This window comes from Verrucosispora sp. NA02020 (assembly GCF_013364215.1).
Classification (GTDB): domain Bacteria; phylum Actinomycetota; class Actinomycetes; order Mycobacteriales; family Micromonosporaceae; genus Micromonospora.
The window spans coordinates 6,757,424-6,775,332 of the sequence record NZ_CP054923.1; the positions used below are offsets into that span (position 1 = coordinate 6,757,424).

The following is a 17,909-nucleotide window of genomic DNA, read 5'->3' on the forward strand; positions in this document are numbered from 1 at the left end:
AGCGTGGCACGACTAGCCGGTAACGACCAGACTTCCGTTATGTCGTCCACGGTGTTAGGGCTGGTCAGAGCGAGCCATCCGGAACCGACGGCGGCCGTCACCACAGTGGCCGGTCTGCTCGCGGCCGGCGTCGGGCATCCGCCCGGCGGGATCGCCGTGGTGGCGCTGACCGTGGCGGCGAGCCAGTTCGCGGTGGGGTGGACGAACGACGCGCTCGACGCCGACCGGGACGCCGCGGTGGGGCGTACCGACAAGCCGGTGGCCGCCGGTGCGGTCAGCCGGCGGGTCGTCGCGGTGGCCGCCGTGCTGGCCGCCGCCACCACCGTGGCGCTGGCCCTGACCACGAACCCGGCCGCAGCCCTCTGCGCCGTCGTCGCGCTGGTCTCGGCCCTGCTGTACGACTGGCCGCTCAAGTGGACCCCGGTCTCGGTGCTGCCGTACGCGATCTCCTTCGGCGCGCTGCCCGCCTTCGTGGTGCTGGCGCTGCCCGGCGCGCCGACGCCGCCGGGGTGGCTGGTCACCGCAGCGGCCCTGCTCGGCGCCGGTGCGCACTTCGCCAACGTGCTGCCCGATTTCGCCGACGATGCCCGGACCGGGGTGCGCGGTCTGCCGCACCGGGTGGGTCCGGCGGGCAGCCGGGCGGCCGCCGTCGGGCTGCTCGTCGCGGCGACCGTCACGCTGGTGCTGGGTCCGCCCGGTCCGCCGTCCGGCCTGGGCCTCGCGGCGGTCGTCGCCGCCGTGGTCATCCTGGTTCTCGCCTGGTACGCCGGACGCACCGCCGACCGACCCGGCGCCCGCTCGGCGGCGGCCTTCCGGGCGGTCATGCTGGTCGCCCTGATCGATGTCGTCCTGCTGGTCACGAGCGGTCGACTGGTCTGACCACGTCCCCCGGCAGGTGGCAGCACCGGGTCGCCGTGCGGGCCACGATCAGCTCCAACTACGCTGGGAAGCGGTCTGTGCGGGGGCATGGCCAGCGGTTCCGGCGACGGCGCCGGGTGTGATCGTGACGAGGAGGACCGACGTGACGCGCTCGATCAGGGGTTCCCGGCGGGCTGCCGTACTGCTGCCCGGGATCGCGGCGGCAGCCGGGATGCTGCTGCTGTCGGGATGCGGCACCGGTCAGATCTCCGAGACGGCGAACAAGGTCCCGTCGATCCAGGGCGTCGACCTCCAGGCCGAGGACGGCCGGTACGGCGTCCGCAGCGTGCTGATCTCGTACCCCGGTGTCGAGGGCTACCAGGCCGGCGACGACGCGATCCTGAACGCGCTCTTCTACAACGACTCGCCCGACCCGGTCACCGTGACCGTCACCTCGTCGGACGCCCGCGAGGTCGTGCTCACCACGGTCCAGGCCGCGACCAGCCCCTCGCCCAGCGCCTCGCCCTCGCCGACCGGCTCCCCGTCGCCGGACCCGTCCCCGGAGGGCACCCCCTCCCCGGGCAGTTCCCCGTCGCCGGACGAGACGCCCTCCCCCGACGAGACGCCCTCCCCGGACGAGACCGAGTCGTCGGCCGGCGGCCCGGCCCGGATCGAGATCCCGCCGCTGAGCTACGTGCAGCTCAACACCGAGGGCGAGCAGGTGCTCCAGCTCCTCGGGCTCAACTCGGCACTGCTCGCCGGTCAGAACGTCACGATCAGCTTCGACTTCGGCGACGGCAACACGATCACCAGCCCGGCCCCGGTGGCCGTGCCGCTCAGCCCGGCTCCGCCGCCGTCGCCGATCATCGAGCGGCACACCGAGTTCGAGGGCGAAGGCGGGCACTGACCCGTCCTGCCGGAATGTCCGACGGCACCGTCGGCGTGGTGAACCCATGCCGGCGGTGCCGTCGTCGTACCGGGGGGTTAGCGTCGCTCGGGTGAGCATCTCCCGATCGACCCCGGCCCGGGGAGCGGGTGGCGGGCGCGGCAGGGCCGCCGCTCGCGAGCCCCGCCCCGCGTACGAGTGCGACGCCTGCGGGCACCAGCCACCCAAGTGGGTGGGCCGCTGCCCCGAGTGCGGCGAATGGGGCTCGGTGGTCGAGTGCACCGTCACCGGCCCGACCGTCTCCGGCCGTGTGGTCAGCTCCCGGATGCCCGCCGAGCCGGCCCGCCCCATCGCCACCATCAGCGCCGCACCGGCCCGCGCCCGCCCCACCGGCGTCAGCGAGCTGGACCGGGTGCTCGGCGGCGGGCTGGTGCCCGGGGCGGTGGTGCTGCTCGCCGGTGAGCCCGGGGTCGGCAAGTCCACCCTGCTGCTCGACGTCGCCCAGCAGTGGGCCGTCGGCGCGGGCAGCCCCTCGCTGGTGGTCAGCGGCGAGGAGTCGGTCAGCCAGGTGCGCCTGCGGGCCGAACGCATGGGCACCCTGCACGACCAGCTCTACCTCGCCGCCGAGAGCGACCTCGCGGCGGTGCTCGGCCACCTCGACGCGGTCAAGCCGGGCCTGCTGGTGCTCGACTCGGTCCAGACCATCTCCACCACCGGCACCGAGGGCGTGCCGGGCGGGGTGACCCAGGTGCGGGCGGTCACCGCCGCACTGGTGGCGGTCGCCAAGGAGCGCGGCATCGCGACCGTGCTGGTGGGGCACGTGACCAAGGACGGGCAGGTGGCGGGTCCCCGGGTGTTGGAGCACCTGGTCGACGTGGTGCTGCACTTCGAGGGCGACAAGCACTCCTCGCTGCGGATGGTGCGCGGCGTCAAGAACCGGTTCGGCGCCGCCGACGAGGTGGGCTGCTTCGAGATGCACGAGGGCGGCATCAGCAGCCTCGCCGACCCGTCCGGGCTGTTCCTTACCCGCTACAGCGAGCCGGTGCCGGGCACCTGCGTGACGGTGGCGATGGAGGGACGCCGGGCACTGGTGACGGAGGTGCAGGCGTTGATCGGTGCCGCCGTGGCCGGTTCGCCCCGGCGTACCGTCTCCGGGCTGGACTCGGCCCGGCTGGCGATGGTGCTGGCGGTGCTCCAGCGCCGCACCGAGCGGCTCACCCTGCACGACCGGGAGGTCTTCGCGGCCACCGTCGGCGGCATCCGGGTGGTGGAGCCGGCGGCGGACCTGGCGGTCGCGCTCGCGGTCGCCTCCGGCGGCCTGAACCTGGCGATCGCGCCGCACCTGGTGGCGATCGGCGAGGTCGGCCTGACCGGCGAGGTACGCCGGGTGGGAGCGGTGCCGCGCCGGCTGTCCGAGGCGGCCCGGCTCGGGTTCCGGCTGGCCCTGGTGCCGCCCGGTTGCGGCCCGGCGAGCACCGGCGCCGGCCCGGAGCAGATGCGGGTGGTGGAGGTGGGCGACGTCCGGGCGGCGTTGCAGGCCGCAGCCCGGGCCTCGGCGGAGTGAGCCGCGTCTCCGACGGACGGGACGGACGGCACGGGCCGAATCGTGACACATCCCAGTAACCACGGGAGCACCCACCGCAGGGCAGTCCGTAGACTGTGCCCGTGCCGATCGACCGCGAAGCCACCAAGCCTGCCGGCGCGACACCCCACGCCCGCACCGGTGCCGTGGGCTCGCCCGCTCGTCCGATCAGCGTCAGCGTGACCGGAGGCGGCAGCGTCGGCGACCCGCTGCGCGCGAATCTGGCGCTGATGGCACCGGGCACCGCGCTTCGCGACGGCCTGGAGCGCATCCTGCGCGGTCGCACCGGCGCACTGATCGTCCTCGGGTACGACAAGGTGGTCGAGGGTCTGTGCACCGGCGGTTTCCCGCTGGACGTCGAGTTCTCCGCGACCCGGGTCCGTGAGCTGTGCAAGATGGACGGCGCGGTGGTGCTCTCCAGCGACGGCACCCGCATCGTCCGGGCCGCGGTGCACCTGATGCCCGACCCGACGATCCCGACCGAGGAGTCGGGCACCCGGCACCGCACCGCCGAGCGGGTCGCCCGGCAGACGGGCTACCCGGTGATCTCGGTCAGCCAGTCGATGCGGATCATCAGCCTCTACGTCAACGGCCAGCGGCACGTGCTGGACGACTCGGCGGCCATCCTGTCCCGGGCCAACCAGGCGCTGGCCACCCTGGAGCGCTACAAGCTCCGGCTGGACGAGGTCTCCGGCACCCTCTCCGCGCTGGAGATCGAGGACCTGGTCACCGTCCGGGACGCGGTCGCCGTGGTGCAGCGGCTGGAGATGGTCCGCCGGATCGCCGACGAGATCGCCGGCTACGTGGTCGAGCTGGGCACCGACGGCCGACTGCTCGCCCTGCAACTCGACGAGCTGATGGCCGGCGTGGACGCCGACCGCACCCTGGTCATCCGGGACTACCTGCCCACCGGCCGTAAGCCCCGCACCCTCGACGAGGCCCTGGTCGAGCTGGACCTGCTCAGCGCCACCGAGCTGATCGACCTGGTCTCCGTCGCCAAGGCGATCGGTTACCCGGCCGCGTCCGACGCGCTGGAGGCAGCGGTCAGCCCGCGCGGCTTCCGGCTGCTGGCCAAGGTGCCCCGACTGCCGGTGGCGGTGGTGGACCGGCTGGTGCTGCACTTCGGCAGCCTCCAGCGGCTGCTCGGCGCGACGGTCGAGGACCTCCAGGCCGTCGAGGGCGTCGGCGACGCGCGGGCCCGGGGCGTACGCGAGGGGCTCTCCCGGCTCGCCGAGGCGTCCATCCTGGAACGCTACGTCTGACCCGGGCCGCGATCACCGGCCCGGCCCGGTCCCGCCCGGTCAGCCCGTCAGACGGATCTTGGCCGGCTGGCTCAGCCGGGTCCCCACCCGCGCGAAGACCTCGTACGTCCCGGCCTGCACGACCGGGCCGTTCGCCACTCCCTCGGCGCACCGGCTGCTGTCCTTGCCGTTCCAGCCGACCTGGTAGGAGCGCTCGAAGCCCGGCGTGAAGGACTGCGTGTCCGACCCGGAGGCGGCACCGCAGGTGTCCGAGGACCAGACCACCTCGGCGCCGGACTTGATGAAGATCTCCTGCGCGTCCGCGCCGACGTCCCGGCTGCACGTCCGCTCCGACCGGTTGCGGATCTTCAGATGCAGATCGACGGCGGCGCCGCGCACCACCTCGCCGGGCAGGGCCTGGGCGGTCACCACGATCTCACTGTCGGTGCAGGTTCCGTCATCGGTCGAGGTGTTGTTGACCGGCGGGTCGTTACTGAGCGACGGCTCGGTCGACGGACTGGAGGCCGGGTCACCGGAGGGCGTCGTCGGACCGGTCCCGGCGTCGCCCGACGGAGGCGAGCCGGTCTCCGGGGTCAACACCGACCCGGTCGGCTCCGGCGTACCGGTCGACACCCCGGGATCGGGCTGACCGTCGCCGGTCGCACCGGGCTCGCTGCTCTGCCCGTTACAGGAGTAGAGCACGACAACCAGCAGGAGCAGGACCGCGCCGAGCACGACGGCACGACGCCGCCAGTACACCGCGGGAGACAGGGGGCCGACCGTCAGACGCATGATGCCCCCACCGTAGCGGTGTCGCACGCGACGGACGGTAGCGACGCGCCGGGGTCGACCGGACCCATCGGAACCCACCCTCCATTCACGACGGTGCGGGGCGTCGGCAGCGCCGATTCGTCACTCACCGTATCGACCCGCCCTCGGTCAGAGATACACCTTGCGTTGGTAGATCGCGTGCGCGCCGGCCACCCGGTCCAGGAACAACAGCCCGGCGCAGTGGTCGATCTCGTGTTGCAGGGCCCGCGCCTCGAAACCGTCGGTGACCAGGCGAACCAGCTCGCCGCTGCCCGGCAGCGTCCCCTCGACCACGAGCCGGCTGGCACGCTTGACGTCACCGGTCAGGTCCGGCACCGACATGCACCCCTCCCGGCCCGCCTTCCACCGGGTCGCCTCGACCACCCGGGCGTTGCAGAGCGCGAACGTGCCGTGCACCGTGACCGCCTTGGAATGGCCCGTCACGTTGACCGCGAACACGTGTGCCCCCACCCCCACCTGCGGTGCGGCCAGGCCGACGCAGCCGGGCGAGACCCTCATGGTGGCGATCAGGTCGGCCGCCAGCCGGACGGTCTCCTCGGCGGTGGGGTCGACCTCCGCGCCGGCCCGGCTGAGCACCGTGTGCGGGGCGGAGACCACCGGCAGCACCGCTCCGGTGCCCAGGGACTCGGGCGTCCACTCCCCCAGCCCGGCGTACGCCTCGGCGGTCAGGTCCGGCGTACCCGCGTCGCCGCTCACAGCAGATCCGGTTCGGCGGGACGGAGAGTGACGTCGACACCGAGATTCGTGGCGGCCCCGGCCAGCCGGGCGGCGAGCGGCTCGGCCGCGCCCGGGGGCACCTCGACCTCCGCCACCACCACGTAGAGCGACCCCACCAACCGGGTACTCAGGTCGGTGACGTTACCGCCGGCCTCGGTCAGCACCCGGGTCATCGCGGCCACGATGCCCATCCGGTCCGCCCCGTGCACCGCCACCACGTACGGCTCCCCGGCCGGAGCCGTCTCCCCGTCGGGCGTCACCTCGCGTACGGTGGCCAGCAGTTGACCGTCGGCGGTCAGCGTGACCAACGCGGCCTCCACCTCGGCGGCGGCCGGGCCCACACAGATGAGGGTCATCGCGAAGTGTCCGCGCAGCCGGGTCATGGTGCTGTCGGTGAGGTTCGCCCCGAGTCGGGCCAGCACCTCGGCGACGTCGGCCACGATGCCGGGTCGGTCCCGGCCGATGACGGTGATCGCGAGCTCGTTCATCCGGGCATTCTCCCCGATCCACGTCCGCCGACGGTGGCGGCCCGCCCGGACCGTCCAGTCGGCGGAATCCGGCACCCGTGGCATGATCGGCGACGCGATGACAGAAACCACCTTCGCCGGCCAGGTGAGCCGGTGGTACGAGCGCAACGCGCGGGACCTGCCGTGGCGCCATCCCGACGTCAGCCCGTGGGCCATCCTGGTCAGCGAGGTCATGCTCCAGCAGACCCCGGTGGTCCGGGTACTGCCCGCATGGGAGGCGTGGCTGGCACGCTGGCCCACGCCGGCGGCACTGGCGCAGGACACCCCGGCCGAGGCGATCCGGATGTGGGGGCGGCTCGGCTACCCCCGCCGGGCGGTCCGGCTGCGGGAGTGCGCGGTCGCCGTCGTGGAGCGGCACGGCGGCCAGGTCCCTGATCAACTGGAGCAGTTGCTCGCCCTGCCCGGGGTCGGCACGTACACGGCGCGGGCGGTGGCGGCCTTCGCGTACGGGCAGCGGCATCCGGTGGTCGACACCAACGTGCGGCGGGTGGTCTGCCGCGCGATCGCCGGGGAGCCGGACGCCGGCCCGGCGACCCGACCGGCGGACCTGGTCGCCACCGAGGAACTGCTGCCGATCGAACCGGCGGCCGCCGCCCTGGCCAGCGCCGCCTTCATGGAGCTGGGCGCGGTGGTCTGCACCGCCCGCTCGCCTCGCTGCGGTGTCTGCCCGGTCGAGGCGACCTGTGCGTGGCGGGCGTCCGGCCAGGTCGCCCCGGACGGCCCGACGCGCCGTCCGCAGCGGTACGCCGGCACCGACCGCCAGGTACGCGGCCTCCTGCTCGGGGTGCTGCGCGAGGCGACCGGCCCGGTGCCGCACCAACGCCTGGACCAGGTCTGGTCGGACGACGTGCAGCGGGCGCGGGCACTGGCCGGTCTGGTGACCGACGGTCTGGTCGAGCCGGTCGGCGAAAGCGCGTTCCGCCTGGTCGGCGACGGTCCACCGGCCCCGGTCCCGACCTGATCGCAGTAGCGGGCCGGCTCCCGGGTAAGGAGCCGGCCCGCAGAGTTCTGCCTGGTGTGGCAACCGATCCGTCCCGGTATGCCGGCCCGGTCGGTGTCGCTCGGTCAGGCGGAGTAGCCGCGGCTGGCGATCCAGTCCGCCAGCACCTCGGTGTCCATCCAGTACTCGGCCTTGGCGGGATCCGCCGAGTCGGCGATCTTCACCTGGCTGCCGCCGTCCCGATAACCGGTCACCGAGATGTAGTGGCCGGACTCGAACGAGTGGCTGCCTCCGCCGAGGTCGACTGCGGTGCCGAAGACGTTGGCCACCACGCTCCGGTCGTCGTCGACGGTACGGACGATGTCCTCGCGCAACCGCTCGGTCTCGGCCTCGTCGGCGACCTGGCCGGGGATCTCCACGGTGCGGTAGACGTCCTTACCGGCCTTGTTGTTCAACGCCTTGGTGATCACGAACGCCGAGTCGGTGCCCCGCTCGGTGGTGCCCATCTCGCGGGCCAGGTCGTCCTGCGAGACGTCCTTGTCCATCACGCTGAGGGCGTTCCGCACCGCGGCCGGACCGCAGTAGTAGAAGTTCGGCTGGGCCTGGTAGCGGACCTTCAGCTGCCGCTCGCCCTTGCCGTGGCCGCGCTCCGTCACGGTGGCCAGGGCGTCGGTGCTGTTCGTCGCCCCCACCGCGGCCATCGGACCGCTGATCATCCCACCGGCACAGACGGCACCGGCGGCGGTCAGCGCGGCCTTACGCATCAATGTCGTCATGGTCATTCCTCCAGCTCGGGGGATCGACACGACACCCGGGACTGCGGAGAGGGTGGATGCCGCGTCGGAGGGAAGAAGCAGGTGACACCACGAACGGTGGGGTGCCCCGCCATGGGTGCAACGGCTCGGATAGGCCACACATTCCGGGCTTACCGGGCGTACGCCGATCCCGCTCTGCGGTGCGCCGCGACTACCTGGCCACCAGAGCCACCACGGCCACCCCCGGTGCAACCGCTCGGGGTGCCGACCCATGCCCGGCGGCCGGGTGACAGGGTCCTTCCGGCGCCCTCGTTGAGCGGAATGTAACCAGGTGCGCTGAAGCATCCGACTGTCCGGTTCGAGGATCCGCACCGAAGCGGCGACACACGACGGCGGCCCGGTGGCAGGTGCCACCGGGCCGCCGCTGGTCGAACCAGCCGACTACCTACTCGTCTGCGCCTGCCGCGGCGGTGCTGCCGCCGAGGTCGGCCGGGACCGCGTCCGGCACGGTAACCGGCCGGTCGGAGCCCTTGAAGACGAGCTTGGACTTGTCGATGTCGTTCGGGTCGCCCTCGCAGTCGACCACCACGATCTGACCGGGGGTCAGCTCGTTGAACAGGATCCGCTCGGACAGGTTGTCCTCGATGTCGCGCTGGATCGTGCGACGCAGCGGCCGAGCGCCGAGGACCGGGTCGAAGCCCTTCAGCGCCAGGTACTTCTTGGCGTTGTCGGTCAACTCGAGACCCATGTCCTTGTTGCGCAGCTGGGTCTCGATCCGGGCGATCATGATGTCCACGATCTGGAGGATCTCGTTCTGACGCAGCTGGTGGAAGACGATGGTGTCGTCGATGCGGTTGAGGAACTCGGGCCGGAAGTGCTGCTTGAGTTCGTCGTTGACCTTCTGCTTCATGCGGTCGTAGTTGGACTCGGAGTCCTCCGACTGCTGGAAGCCGAGCGAGACCGCCTTGGCCACGTCCCTCGTGCCGAGGTTGGTGGTCAGGATGATGACCGTGTTCTTGAAGTCCACGATCCGGCCCTGACCGTCGGTGAGCCGACCGTCCTCCAGGATCTGGAGCAGCGTGTTGAACACGTCCGGGTGGGCCTTCTCGATCTCGTCGAAGAGGACCACCGAGAACGGCCGACGCCGCACCTTCTCGGTCAGCTGCCCGCCCTCGTCGTAGCCGACGTAGCCGGGAGGCGCACCCACGAGCCGCGACACGGTGTACCGGTCGTGGAACTCGGACATGTCCAGCTGGATCAGGGCGTCCTCGCTGCCGAACAGGAACTCGGCGAGCGCCTTGGACAGCTCGGTCTTACCGACGCCCGACGGGCCGGCGAAGATGAACGAGCCCGACGGACGCTTCGGGTCCTTCAGGCCGGCGCGGGTACGCCGGATCGCCTTCGAGACCGCCTTGACCGCGTCCTCCTGCCCGATGACGCGCTTGTGAAGCTCGTCCTCCATGCGCAGCAGGCGCGAGGTCTCCTCCTCGGTCAGCTTGTAGACCGGGATGCCCGTCCAGTTGCCCAGCACCTCGGCGATCTGCTCGTCGTCGACCTCACTGACGACGTCGAGGTCGCCGGCCTTCCACTCCTTCTCCCGCTGCGCCTTCTGGCCCAGCAGCTGCTTCTCCTTGTCGCGCAGCTGAGCGGCGCGCTCGAAGTCCTGCGCGTCGATCGCGGACTCCTTGTCCCGGCGCACCTGGGCGATCCGCTCGTCGAAGTCACGCAGGTCCGGCGGCGCGGTCATCCGGCGGATCCGCATCCGGGCCCCGGCCTCGTCGATCAGGTCGATCGCCTTGTCCGGCAGGAACCGGTCGGAGATGTACCGGTCGGCCAGCGTCGCCGCCGCCACCAGCGCCGCGTCCGTGATGCTCACCCGGTGGTGCGCCTCGTACCGGTCCCGCAGGCCCTTGAGAATCTCGATGGTGTGGGCCAGCGAGGGCTCACCCACCTGGATCGGCTGGAAACGACGCTCCAACGCGGCGTCCTTCTCCAGGTGCTTGCGGTACTCGTCCAGCGTCGTCGCGCCGATGGTCTGCAGCTCACCACGGGCCAGCATCGGCTTGAGGATGCTCGCCGCGTCGATCGCGCCCTCGGCGGCGCCCGCACCGACCAGGGTGTGGATCTCGTCGATGAACAGGATGATGTCGCCCCGGGTGCGGATCTCCTTGAGCACCTTCTTCAGGCGCTCCTCGAAGTCACCCCTGTAGCGGGAGCCCGCCACCAGCGCACCCAGGTCGAGCGTGTAGAGCTGCTTGTCCTTCAGCGTCTCGGGCACCTCGCCCTTGATGATCTTCTGGGACAGGCCCTCCACCACGGCGGTCTTGCCGACGCCGGGCTCACCGATCAGGACCGGGTTGTTCTTGGTCCGGCGGGAGAGCACCTGCATCACCCGCTCGATCTCCTTCTCGCGCCCGATCACCGGGTCGAGCTTGCCCTCCCGGGCCGCCTGGGTCAGGTTCCGCCCGAACTGGTCGAGCACCAGGCTGGTCGACGGGGCCGCCTCGCCCGGGGCGGTGCCGGCGGCGGCCGGCTCCTTGCCCTGGTAGCCGGAGAGCAGCTGGATCACCTGCTGGCGGACCCGGTTCAGGTCGGCGCCCAGCTTCACCAGCACCTGCGCGGCCACGCCCTCGCCCTCGCGGATGAGACCGAGCAGGATGTGCTCCGTGCCGATGTAGTTGTGGCCGAGTTGCAGAGCCTCGCGCAGCGACAGCTCCAACACCTTCTTGGCCCGCGGCGTGAACGGGATGTGCCCGCTCGGCGCCTGCTGGCCCTGGCCGATGATCTCCTCCACCTGCTGGCGGACGCCCTCCAGCGAGATCCCCAGGCTCTCCAGGGCCTTCGCCGCGACGCCCTCGCCCTCGTGGATCAGGCCCAACAGGATGTGTTCCGTACCGATGTAGTTGTGGTTGAGCATCCGGGCCTCTTCTTGGGCCAGGACGACAACCCGTCGCGCTCGGTCGGTGAACCGCTCGAACATGCCCTCGTGCTCCTCACGTGCCGTGCGCACTCGATCTTGGTGGTCAAGACTCTCGGCGGGGCCGGATACGCAAGCGCCCGGGACGGGCGTCCGCGCCTCTTTACTCTATCGCCGCGGACCGACTCGGCTGACCTCGTGTGTCTCCGACGATGGCCCGGTACGCGTCGTTTTGCACAACCCTCCACGCTCAACGGGTGTTCCGGGCATGGTGCGTGTACGCGCAGAGCGAAATTCGAGCACGAGCCGGGGGCCGCCGGAAGCACCGCACGGAGCCCTCCCGACACCGGACGGTCACCCCTCGCCCGTTGTCCACAGGCTGTGGACAACCCGTCCACCGGCTGTGGACAACGGGCGGCGCGACCCGTACGGCCGGACGACCGCGCCGGCCCGGAGAGGCGCTCCGAACCGGCGTGGCGGACGGCCTGGTCTCAGTGACCGGCCTTGGAGTGGTACTCGTCGACGATCTCCTGGGGGATCCGGCCCCGGTCCGAGATCTCCTTGCCGGCCTTGCGGGCCCAGGCGCGGATGGCCTTGTTCTGCTCGCGGTCCGCCGTGGCGCCGCCCCGGCCCCGGGCGGCACGCCCACCGACGACCACACCGCCGCGTCCCACCTTCGACCCACCGGCGATGTACGGCGCGAATGCCTCACGCAATTTCTCGGCGTTCGAACCCGACAGGTCGATCTCGTACTGAACGCCGTCGAGCGCGAACTTGACAGTCTCGTCCGCGTCCCCGCCGTCCAGGTCATCGACCAGCCTCTGAATGATCTGCTTGGCCACGTCCCACATTCCTTTCGCGCAGGGTTCGGTGCACCTGCCAGTTACCAGAGCACAATAGCTCGTCAGATGCTTGTTACGTCAATGGGATCCGGTAACGCGGCGGAAAGTTCCGTGTCGACTACTCGGGGCGAACCAAGGGGAACAGGATGGTTTCCCGAATTCCAAGACCGGTCAGCGCCATCAGGAGCCGGTCGATTCCCATTCCCATGCCACCCGCCGGCGGCATTCCGTACTCCATCGCCCGGAGAAAGTCCTCGTCGAGCCGCATCGCCTCGTCGTCGCCACGGGCACCCAGCTGCGCCTGCGCGACCAGCCGTTCCCGCTGCACCACCGGGTCGACCAGCTCCGAGTACGCGGTGGCCAGTTCAACCCCGCGCACGTACAGGTCCCACTTCTCGGCCAGCCCCGGCTCCTCGCGGTGCCCACGCGTCAGCGGGCTGGTCTCCTCCGGGTAGTCCCGCACGAAGGTGGGTGCCACCAGGCCGGGCACGACCAACTCCTCGAACAGTTCCTCGACCAGCTTGCCCGACCCCCACCTGGGGTCGACGGTGAGGCCCACCTTGTCCGCGTACTCGACCAGGCGGCGGTGCTCGGTGCGGACCGTGACCTCGTCACCGAGTGCCTCGGAAAGCACGCCGAACAAGCTCACCGAACGCCACTCACCGCCGAGGTCGAACTCCTGACCGTCGGCGTGAGTGACCACCGTCGACCCGGCGACCGCCATCGCCGCCTGTTGCACGAGATTGCGGGTCAGTTCGGCCATCGTGTTGTAGTCGCCGTACGCCTCGTAGACCTCCAGCATCGCGAACTCCGGCGAGTGCGAAGAGTCGATGCCCTCATTACGGAAGTTACGGTTGATCTCGAAGACTCGCTCGACACCGCCGACCACGGCGCGCTTGAGAAACAGTTCCGGTGCGATTCGCAGATACAGGTCGGTGTCGAGTGCATTGCTGTGGGTCACGAAAGGACGGGCCGTCGCGCCACCGTGCAGCAACTGCAACATCGGGGTCTCCACCTCGAGGAAACCCGTGTCGTGCAGGGAATCGCGAAGACTACGGACCGCCGTTGCCCGCGTGCGTACCATCTGGCGGGCCTGCGGGCGCACGATCAGGTCGACGTAGCGCTGCCGGACCCGGGCCTCCTCGCTCAGCGGCTTGTGCGCCACCGGCAGCGGGCGCAGCGCCTTCGCGGTGGTCACCCACTCCTGCGCCAGCACCGACAACTCGCCCCGGCGGCTGCTGATCACCTCGCCGGTGACCCCGACGAGGTCACCGAGGTCGACCAGCCGCTTCCAGTCCTCCAGCCGCTCGGGGCCGACCCGGTCCAGCGAGAGCATCGCCTGGAGCTCGGTGCCGTCGCCGTCGCGCAGCGTGGCGAAACAGAGCTTGCCGGTGTTCCGTACGAAGATCACCCGGCCGGTCACCGACACCTGGTCGCCCGTCGCGGTGTCCGTCGGCAGGTCGGCGTAGCGTTCCCGCACCTGGGCCAGGGTGCTGGTCCGCAGGAAGCTGACCGGGTACGGCTCGACGCCGTCGGCGAGCATCCGGTCCCGCTTCTCCCGGCGGACCTTCATCTGCTCGGGAAGGTCGTCGGCGGGGTCGACTGGCACGGGGCTCTGCTGGGTCACGGCACGCTTCCTCAGTGGGAGATTTCGGGCGAGGTCAGGCCCGAGCGTACTCAAGCCCTCCGGCGGCCGTCGGCGGATAGCCTGCCGGTCATGACGCATCCCACCGAGGCCCGCTCGTTCGGTCCGGCGGCGGCCGACTACGACCGCTACCGGCCCCGCTACCCGGAGGCGGCACTGCGCTGGGCGCTGGACGGACTGGCCCGGCCCGCCCGGGTGGTCCGCCTGCGCCAGACCGTCACCGACTTCGGCGACGCCTTCGGCCCACCCGAGTGGGCCGAGTTCCCCCACACCACCACGCTGACCCGCGACGACCTACGGGGCCTGGTCCGGACCCGCTCCCACTACCTGACCGCCACCCCTGCCCGCCAGGCCGAGGTCGACCGCCAGGTCCGCCACCTCCTCGACACCCACCCCGCCCTGACCACCCGAGGCCCTATGACCCTTCCCTACCGCACCCTCACCGCCCGCACCCACAAACCCTGACCCACCACCACGAACTCACCGCCAAACCGCTCCACGCAGCACCAGGCGGTCGATGCCCGCGACCTCCATCTGTCCCCGACCCGCAGACCCGCCCCACCCCAACCGCCGCACGCACCCAACCGTCAGACGCACCGTCCCCACCCCACCGACCGCCTCACCGGAACGGACGACGCAGGCCCCCCGAGGGTTTCCGGGCCGCCCGACCGGCGCAGGGATCAAGCCTGACCGCCCGGAGCCGGTCGGGCGGCCCGGAAACCCCACCGCAACCAGGCCCACCGCAACCCCGCCCACCGCAACAACCAAGAACAAAAAGCGTCAGACGTTCCGCTCATACACCATGCGCAACCCGATCAACGTGATCATCGGCTCGTGATGAGTGATCGTCCGGCACTCGTTGAGCACCAGCGACGCCAGTCCACCGGTGGCGATGACCGCCTTGAGCTCGCCCAGCTCGGCGGCCATCCGCTCGACGATCCGGTCCACCTGGCCGGCGAAGCCGAAGTACAGCCCGGCCTGGAGGCACTCGACGGTGTTCTTGCCGATCACCGACCGGGGTCTGGTCGCCTCGACCTTGCGCAACTGGGCGGCGCGGGCGGCGAGCGCGTCGAAGGAGATCTCGATGCCGGGCGCGAACGCGCCACCGAGGAACTCTCCTCGACCACTGATAACGTCGAAGTTGGTGGTGGTGCCGAAGTCGACCACGATCGACGGTCCGCCGTAGAGGCTGTGGGCCGCCAGCGTGTTCACCACCCGGTCGGCCCCGACCTCCTTGGGGTTGTCGATGGCGAGCTGTACGCCGGTGCGGACACCCGGCTCGACGATGACGCTCGGCAGGTCGGCGTAGTAGCGGGTCAGCATGGTCCGCAGCGAGCGCAGGGCGGCCGGGACGGTCGAACAGGCGGCCACCCCGGTGATCTCGACCGCGTCCCCGGCGAGCAGACCCCGGAACATCAGGCCCAGCTCGTCGGCGGTGGATCGGGCGTCGGTCTTGATCCGCCAGTTGTGCACCAGCTTGTCACCGTCGAAGGTCGCCAGGACGGTGTTGGTGTTCCCGATGTCGATGCAGAGCAGCACGCACGAAGCCTAGACGGGTTCAGTCCGTACGCAGGTCCAGGGCGATGTCCAGGATCGGCGAGGAGTGGGTGAGCGCACCGACGGAGAGGAAGTCGACGCCGGTGGCGCCCACCTCGGCGGCGTCGGCGAGGGTGAGTCCGCCGGTCGCCTCCAACTCGGCCCGGTCGCCCACCGCCGCCACCACCGTGCGCAGTGTCGCCGGAGGCATGTTGTCCAGGAGCAGGAAGACCGCGCCGGCCTCCACCGCCTCCACCGCCTCGTCGAGGGTGTCCACCTCCACCTGCACCGGTACGTCCGGAAACGCCTCCCGGACCCGGCGGTAGGCGGCGGCGACACCACCGGCGGCGAACTTGTGGTTGTCCTTGACCATGGCGACGTCGTGCAGGCCCATCCGCTTGTTCGTGCCGCCACCGGCGCGGACCGCGTACTTCTCCAGGGCGCGTAGGCCGGGCGTGGTCTTGCGGGTGTCCAGGACCATCGCCTTGCTGCCGGCCAGGGCGTCCGCCCAGGCCCGGGTGTGGGTGGCGACGCCGGACATCCGGCAGAGCAGGTTCAGCGCGGTCCGCTCGGCCGTGAGCAGCACCCGGGTGGGGCCGGTGACCGTGGCGAGCACGTCGCCCCGCGCCACCCGCTCGCCGTCGCGGGCCACCAGCGACACCTCGACGGTACGTCCCGTCCCGGTCACCTCGCCGGCCAGCTCGAACACGGCGGCGGCGACGGCCAGCCCGGCGACCACCCCGTCGGCCCGGGCCACCAGGTCGGCGGTGTCGGTCTGGGTGGCCGGGATGGTGGCGACGCTGGTGACGTCGAGCAGGTCCGGACCGAGGTCCTCGACCAGCGCCGCCTCCACGATCCGGCGCACCTCCGCCGGGTCGAGCCCGTTCTCGTGCAGCATCCGTGCCGTGTCCGCCATCAGCTCTCCTCCCACCGGGTCGTCAACCGGCCCTGCGCGCCTATCGCGCCGACCAGGTGCCCCTGCCATCGCTCGTCGGCCGCCCCGTGGTCCTCCCGCCAGTGGCAGCCACGGGTCTCCTGCCGCGCGTACGCGGCGGCGACCAGCGTGGCGGCCACCGTGAGCAGGTTGGTCGCCTCCCAGTCGGCGGTACGCGGGGTGCCCCGGCCGGCGCCCAGGTCGACCAGTTCGGCGGCGGTCGCGGCGAGCGTGCCGGCGGAGCGGAGCACACCGGCGCCCCGGGTCATCGCCTGTTGCAGCCTCGGGGTCGCCGCTGCCGGCGCCACCCAGCCGGTGCCGCCGCGCCACGCTCCGGTCTCCGCCGGGCGGGCCTGCTCGGGCAGGCCGGACGCGATGTCGTCGGCGATCCGCCGGGAGAAGACCAGCCCCTCCAGCAGCGAGTTGCTGGCCAGCCGGTTGGCGCCGTGCACGCCGGTGCAGGCGACCTCGCCGCAGGCGTACAGGCCGGGGATGGAGGTCCGGCCGCGCAGGTCGGTGCGTACGCCGCCGGAGGCGTAGTGGGCGGCCGGCGCGACCGGGATCAGGTCGGCTCCCGGGTCGACGCCGATGGCCAGGCACGAGGCGACGATGGTGGGGAAGCGTCGGGCCAGGAAGTCGCCGCCGAGGTGCCGGGCGTCGAGGTGGACGTGGTCCGCGCCGGTGTCCAGCAGGACCCGGTGGATGCCCTTGGCCACCACGTCCCGGGGCGCCAGCTCGGCGAGTTCGTGCTGGCCGAGCATGAACCGCTTGCCGTCGGCGTCCACCAGGTACGCACCCTCACCCCGCAGCGCCTCGGAGACCAACGGCTGCTGGGCGTGCCCGGCACCGGGTACCCGGGCGGCCGGCGGCACGATCAGCGCGGTCGGGTGGAACTGCACGAACTCCACGTCGGTGACCGCCGCGCCGGCCCGCATCGCGAGCGCCACGCCGTCGCCGGTGGAGACGGCGGGATTGGTGGTCGCCGCGAAGATCTGCCCCATCCCGCCGGTGGCCAGCACCACGGCGCGTCCGAGGATGGCGCCGACCCCGTCCTCGCTGCCCTCGCCGAGCACGTGCAGGGTGATGCCGCACGCCCGGCCCAGCCCGTCCGGGCCGTCGCCGGGGGCGCGGAGCAGGTCCAGCACCAGTGCGTGCTCGACGAGCCGGATCCACGGGTCGCGGCGTACCGACTCGTGCAGGGCGCGTTGGACCTCGGCGCCGGTCGCGTCGCCGCCGGCGTGCACGATGCGGTCGGCGCGGTGTCCGCCCTCGCGGGTGAGCATCAGCGAGCCGTCCGGGTGGCGGTCGAACTCGGCACCGATCCGCATCAGCTCGCGCAGTCGGGTCGGTCCCTCCTCGACCAGTACCCGCACCGCCGCCGGGTCGCAGAGGCCGACGCCGGCGATCTCGGTGTCCGAGGCGTGCATCGCCGGGGTGTCCGCCGGGTCGAGGACCGCCGCGATGCCGCCCTGGGCCCAGCGGGTCGACCCCTCGTCGATGTTGACCTTGGTGACCACCGTGACGTGCAGTCCGGCCCGGCGCAGGTGCAGCGCGGCGGTCAGCCCGGCCACCCCGGAGCCGACCACGATCACGTCGGTGGTCTCCACCCAGCCGGGCGCCGGGGCGGCCAGCAGGCTCGGCAACGTGGGCAGGCCGACGGTCGGGAGCTCCATGCCACCAGTCAACCCGAATGCGTCT

General features: G+C 71.8%; 16 protein-coding genes. 6 read left to right on the top strand and 10 right to left on the bottom strand.

Annotated elements, in window-relative coordinates:
- Positions 1–39: 39 nt before the first annotated feature.
- The 4 genes from HUT12_RS30215 (at position 40) to disA (ending at position 4,588) form a co-directional block, all read left to right on the top strand.
- The gene (locus tag HUT12_RS30215; protein ID WP_176095407.1) at positions 40–879 is read left to right on the top strand and encodes a UbiA family prenyltransferase; all 840 of its coding nucleotides are present in this window, start codon (positions 40–42) and stop codon (positions 877–879) included.
- A gap of 142 nt (positions 880–1,021) precedes the next feature.
- Positions 1,022–1,765, top strand: a complete 744-nt coding sequence (locus HUT12_RS30220) for a hypothetical protein (protein WP_176095408.1) — start codon at positions 1,022–1,024, stop codon at positions 1,763–1,765.
- Between the two features lie 91 nt (positions 1,766–1,856).
- The gene (gene radA / locus HUT12_RS30225) at positions 1,857–3,308 is read left to right on the top strand and encodes a DNA repair protein RadA (protein ID WP_176095409.1); all 1,452 of its coding nucleotides are present in this window, start codon (positions 1,857–1,859) and stop codon (positions 3,306–3,308) included.
- Positions 3,309–3,409: 101 nt separating this feature from the next.
- The gene (gene disA / locus HUT12_RS30230) at positions 3,410–4,588 is read left to right on the top strand and encodes a DNA integrity scanning diadenylate cyclase DisA (protein WP_131056261.1); all 1,179 of its coding nucleotides are present in this window, start codon (positions 3,410–3,412) and stop codon (positions 4,586–4,588) included.
- Positions 4,589–4,627: 39 nt separating this feature from the next.
- Here the strand turns inward: disA and HUT12_RS30235 are convergent, their stop codons facing one another.
- The 3 genes from HUT12_RS30235 to HUT12_RS30245 form a co-directional block, all read right to left on the bottom strand.
- On the bottom strand, positions 4,628–5,359 hold the full coding sequence (locus HUT12_RS30235) for a hypothetical protein (protein ID WP_176096041.1): 732 nt from the start codon (positions 5,357–5,359) through the stop codon (positions 4,628–4,630).
- A gap of 147 nt (positions 5,360–5,506) precedes the next feature.
- Complete coding sequence (locus HUT12_RS30240) at positions 5,507–6,067, bottom strand: peptide deformylase (RefSeq protein ID WP_131056263.1); 561 nt, start codon at positions 6,065–6,067, stop codon at positions 5,507–5,509.
- A 23-nt stretch (positions 6,068–6,090) separates the two neighbouring features.
- On the bottom strand, positions 6,091–6,603 hold the full coding sequence (locus tag HUT12_RS30245; protein ID WP_176095410.1) for a glycine cleavage system protein R: 513 nt from the start codon (positions 6,601–6,603) through the stop codon (positions 6,091–6,093).
- A 97-nt stretch (positions 6,604–6,700) separates the two neighbouring features.
- On the opposite strand from HUT12_RS30245, the gene HUT12_RS30250 reads away from it, so the two are divergent.
- Complete coding sequence (locus tag HUT12_RS30250) at positions 6,701–7,603, top strand: A/G-specific adenine glycosylase (RefSeq protein ID WP_176096042.1); 903 nt, start codon at positions 6,701–6,703, stop codon at positions 7,601–7,603.
- Positions 7,604–7,707: 104 nt separating this feature from the next.
- On the opposite strand, the gene HUT12_RS30255 is transcribed toward HUT12_RS30250, so the two are convergent.
- The 4 genes from HUT12_RS30255 to lysS form a co-directional block, all read right to left on the bottom strand.
- A complete protein-coding gene (locus tag HUT12_RS30255; protein WP_131053722.1) occupies positions 7,708–8,364 on the bottom strand; it encodes a C39 family peptidase in 657 nt (218 codons plus the stop codon).
- 418 nt (positions 8,365–8,782) lie between these two features.
- Positions 8,783–11,317 (bottom strand): ATP-dependent Clp protease ATP-binding subunit, encoded by a 2,535-nt coding sequence (locus tag HUT12_RS30260; protein WP_131053723.1) that lies wholly within the window; start codon positions 11,315–11,317, stop codon positions 8,783–8,785.
- A gap of 428 nt (positions 11,318–11,745) precedes the next feature.
- Positions 11,746–12,096 (bottom strand): Lsr2 family protein, encoded by a 351-nt coding sequence (locus tag HUT12_RS30265; RefSeq protein WP_162854363.1) that lies wholly within the window; start codon positions 12,094–12,096, stop codon positions 11,746–11,748.
- A 118-nt stretch (positions 12,097–12,214) separates the two neighbouring features.
- Positions 12,215–13,723, bottom strand: a complete 1,509-nt coding sequence (gene lysS / locus HUT12_RS30270; RefSeq protein ID WP_131053720.1) for a lysine--tRNA ligase — start codon at positions 13,721–13,723, stop codon at positions 12,215–12,217.
- 90 nt (positions 13,724–13,813) lie between these two features.
- Between lysS and HUT12_RS30275 the strand changes: the two genes are divergently transcribed.
- A complete protein-coding gene (locus HUT12_RS30275; protein ID WP_176095411.1) occupies positions 13,814–14,206 on the top strand; it encodes a hypothetical protein in 393 nt (130 codons plus the stop codon).
- A 315-nt stretch (positions 14,207–14,521) separates the two neighbouring features.
- Here the strand turns inward: HUT12_RS30275 and HUT12_RS30280 are convergent, their stop codons facing one another.
- Genes HUT12_RS30280 through HUT12_RS30290 form a run of 3 tightly spaced genes read right to left on the bottom strand, consistent with a single transcriptional unit; the run spans position 14,522 to position 17,884 of the window.
- Complete coding sequence (locus tag HUT12_RS30280; RefSeq protein WP_176095412.1) at positions 14,522–15,280, bottom strand: type III pantothenate kinase; 759 nt, start codon at positions 15,278–15,280, stop codon at positions 14,522–14,524.
- Between the two features lie 19 nt (positions 15,281–15,299).
- The gene (nadC, locus tag HUT12_RS30285; RefSeq protein WP_176095413.1) at positions 15,300–16,193 is read right to left on the bottom strand and encodes a carboxylating nicotinate-nucleotide diphosphorylase; all 894 of its coding nucleotides are present in this window, start codon (positions 16,191–16,193) and stop codon (positions 15,300–15,302) included.
- Positions 16,193–17,884 carry an L-aspartate oxidase gene (locus tag HUT12_RS30290; RefSeq protein WP_176095414.1) on the bottom strand — a complete coding sequence of 564 codons (1,692 nt, stop codon included), beginning with the start codon at positions 17,882–17,884 and terminating at the stop codon, positions 16,193–16,195. The genes nadC and HUT12_RS30290 overlap by 1 nt, the downstream gene beginning before the upstream one ends.
- Between the last annotated feature and the right edge of the window lie 25 nt (positions 17,885–17,909).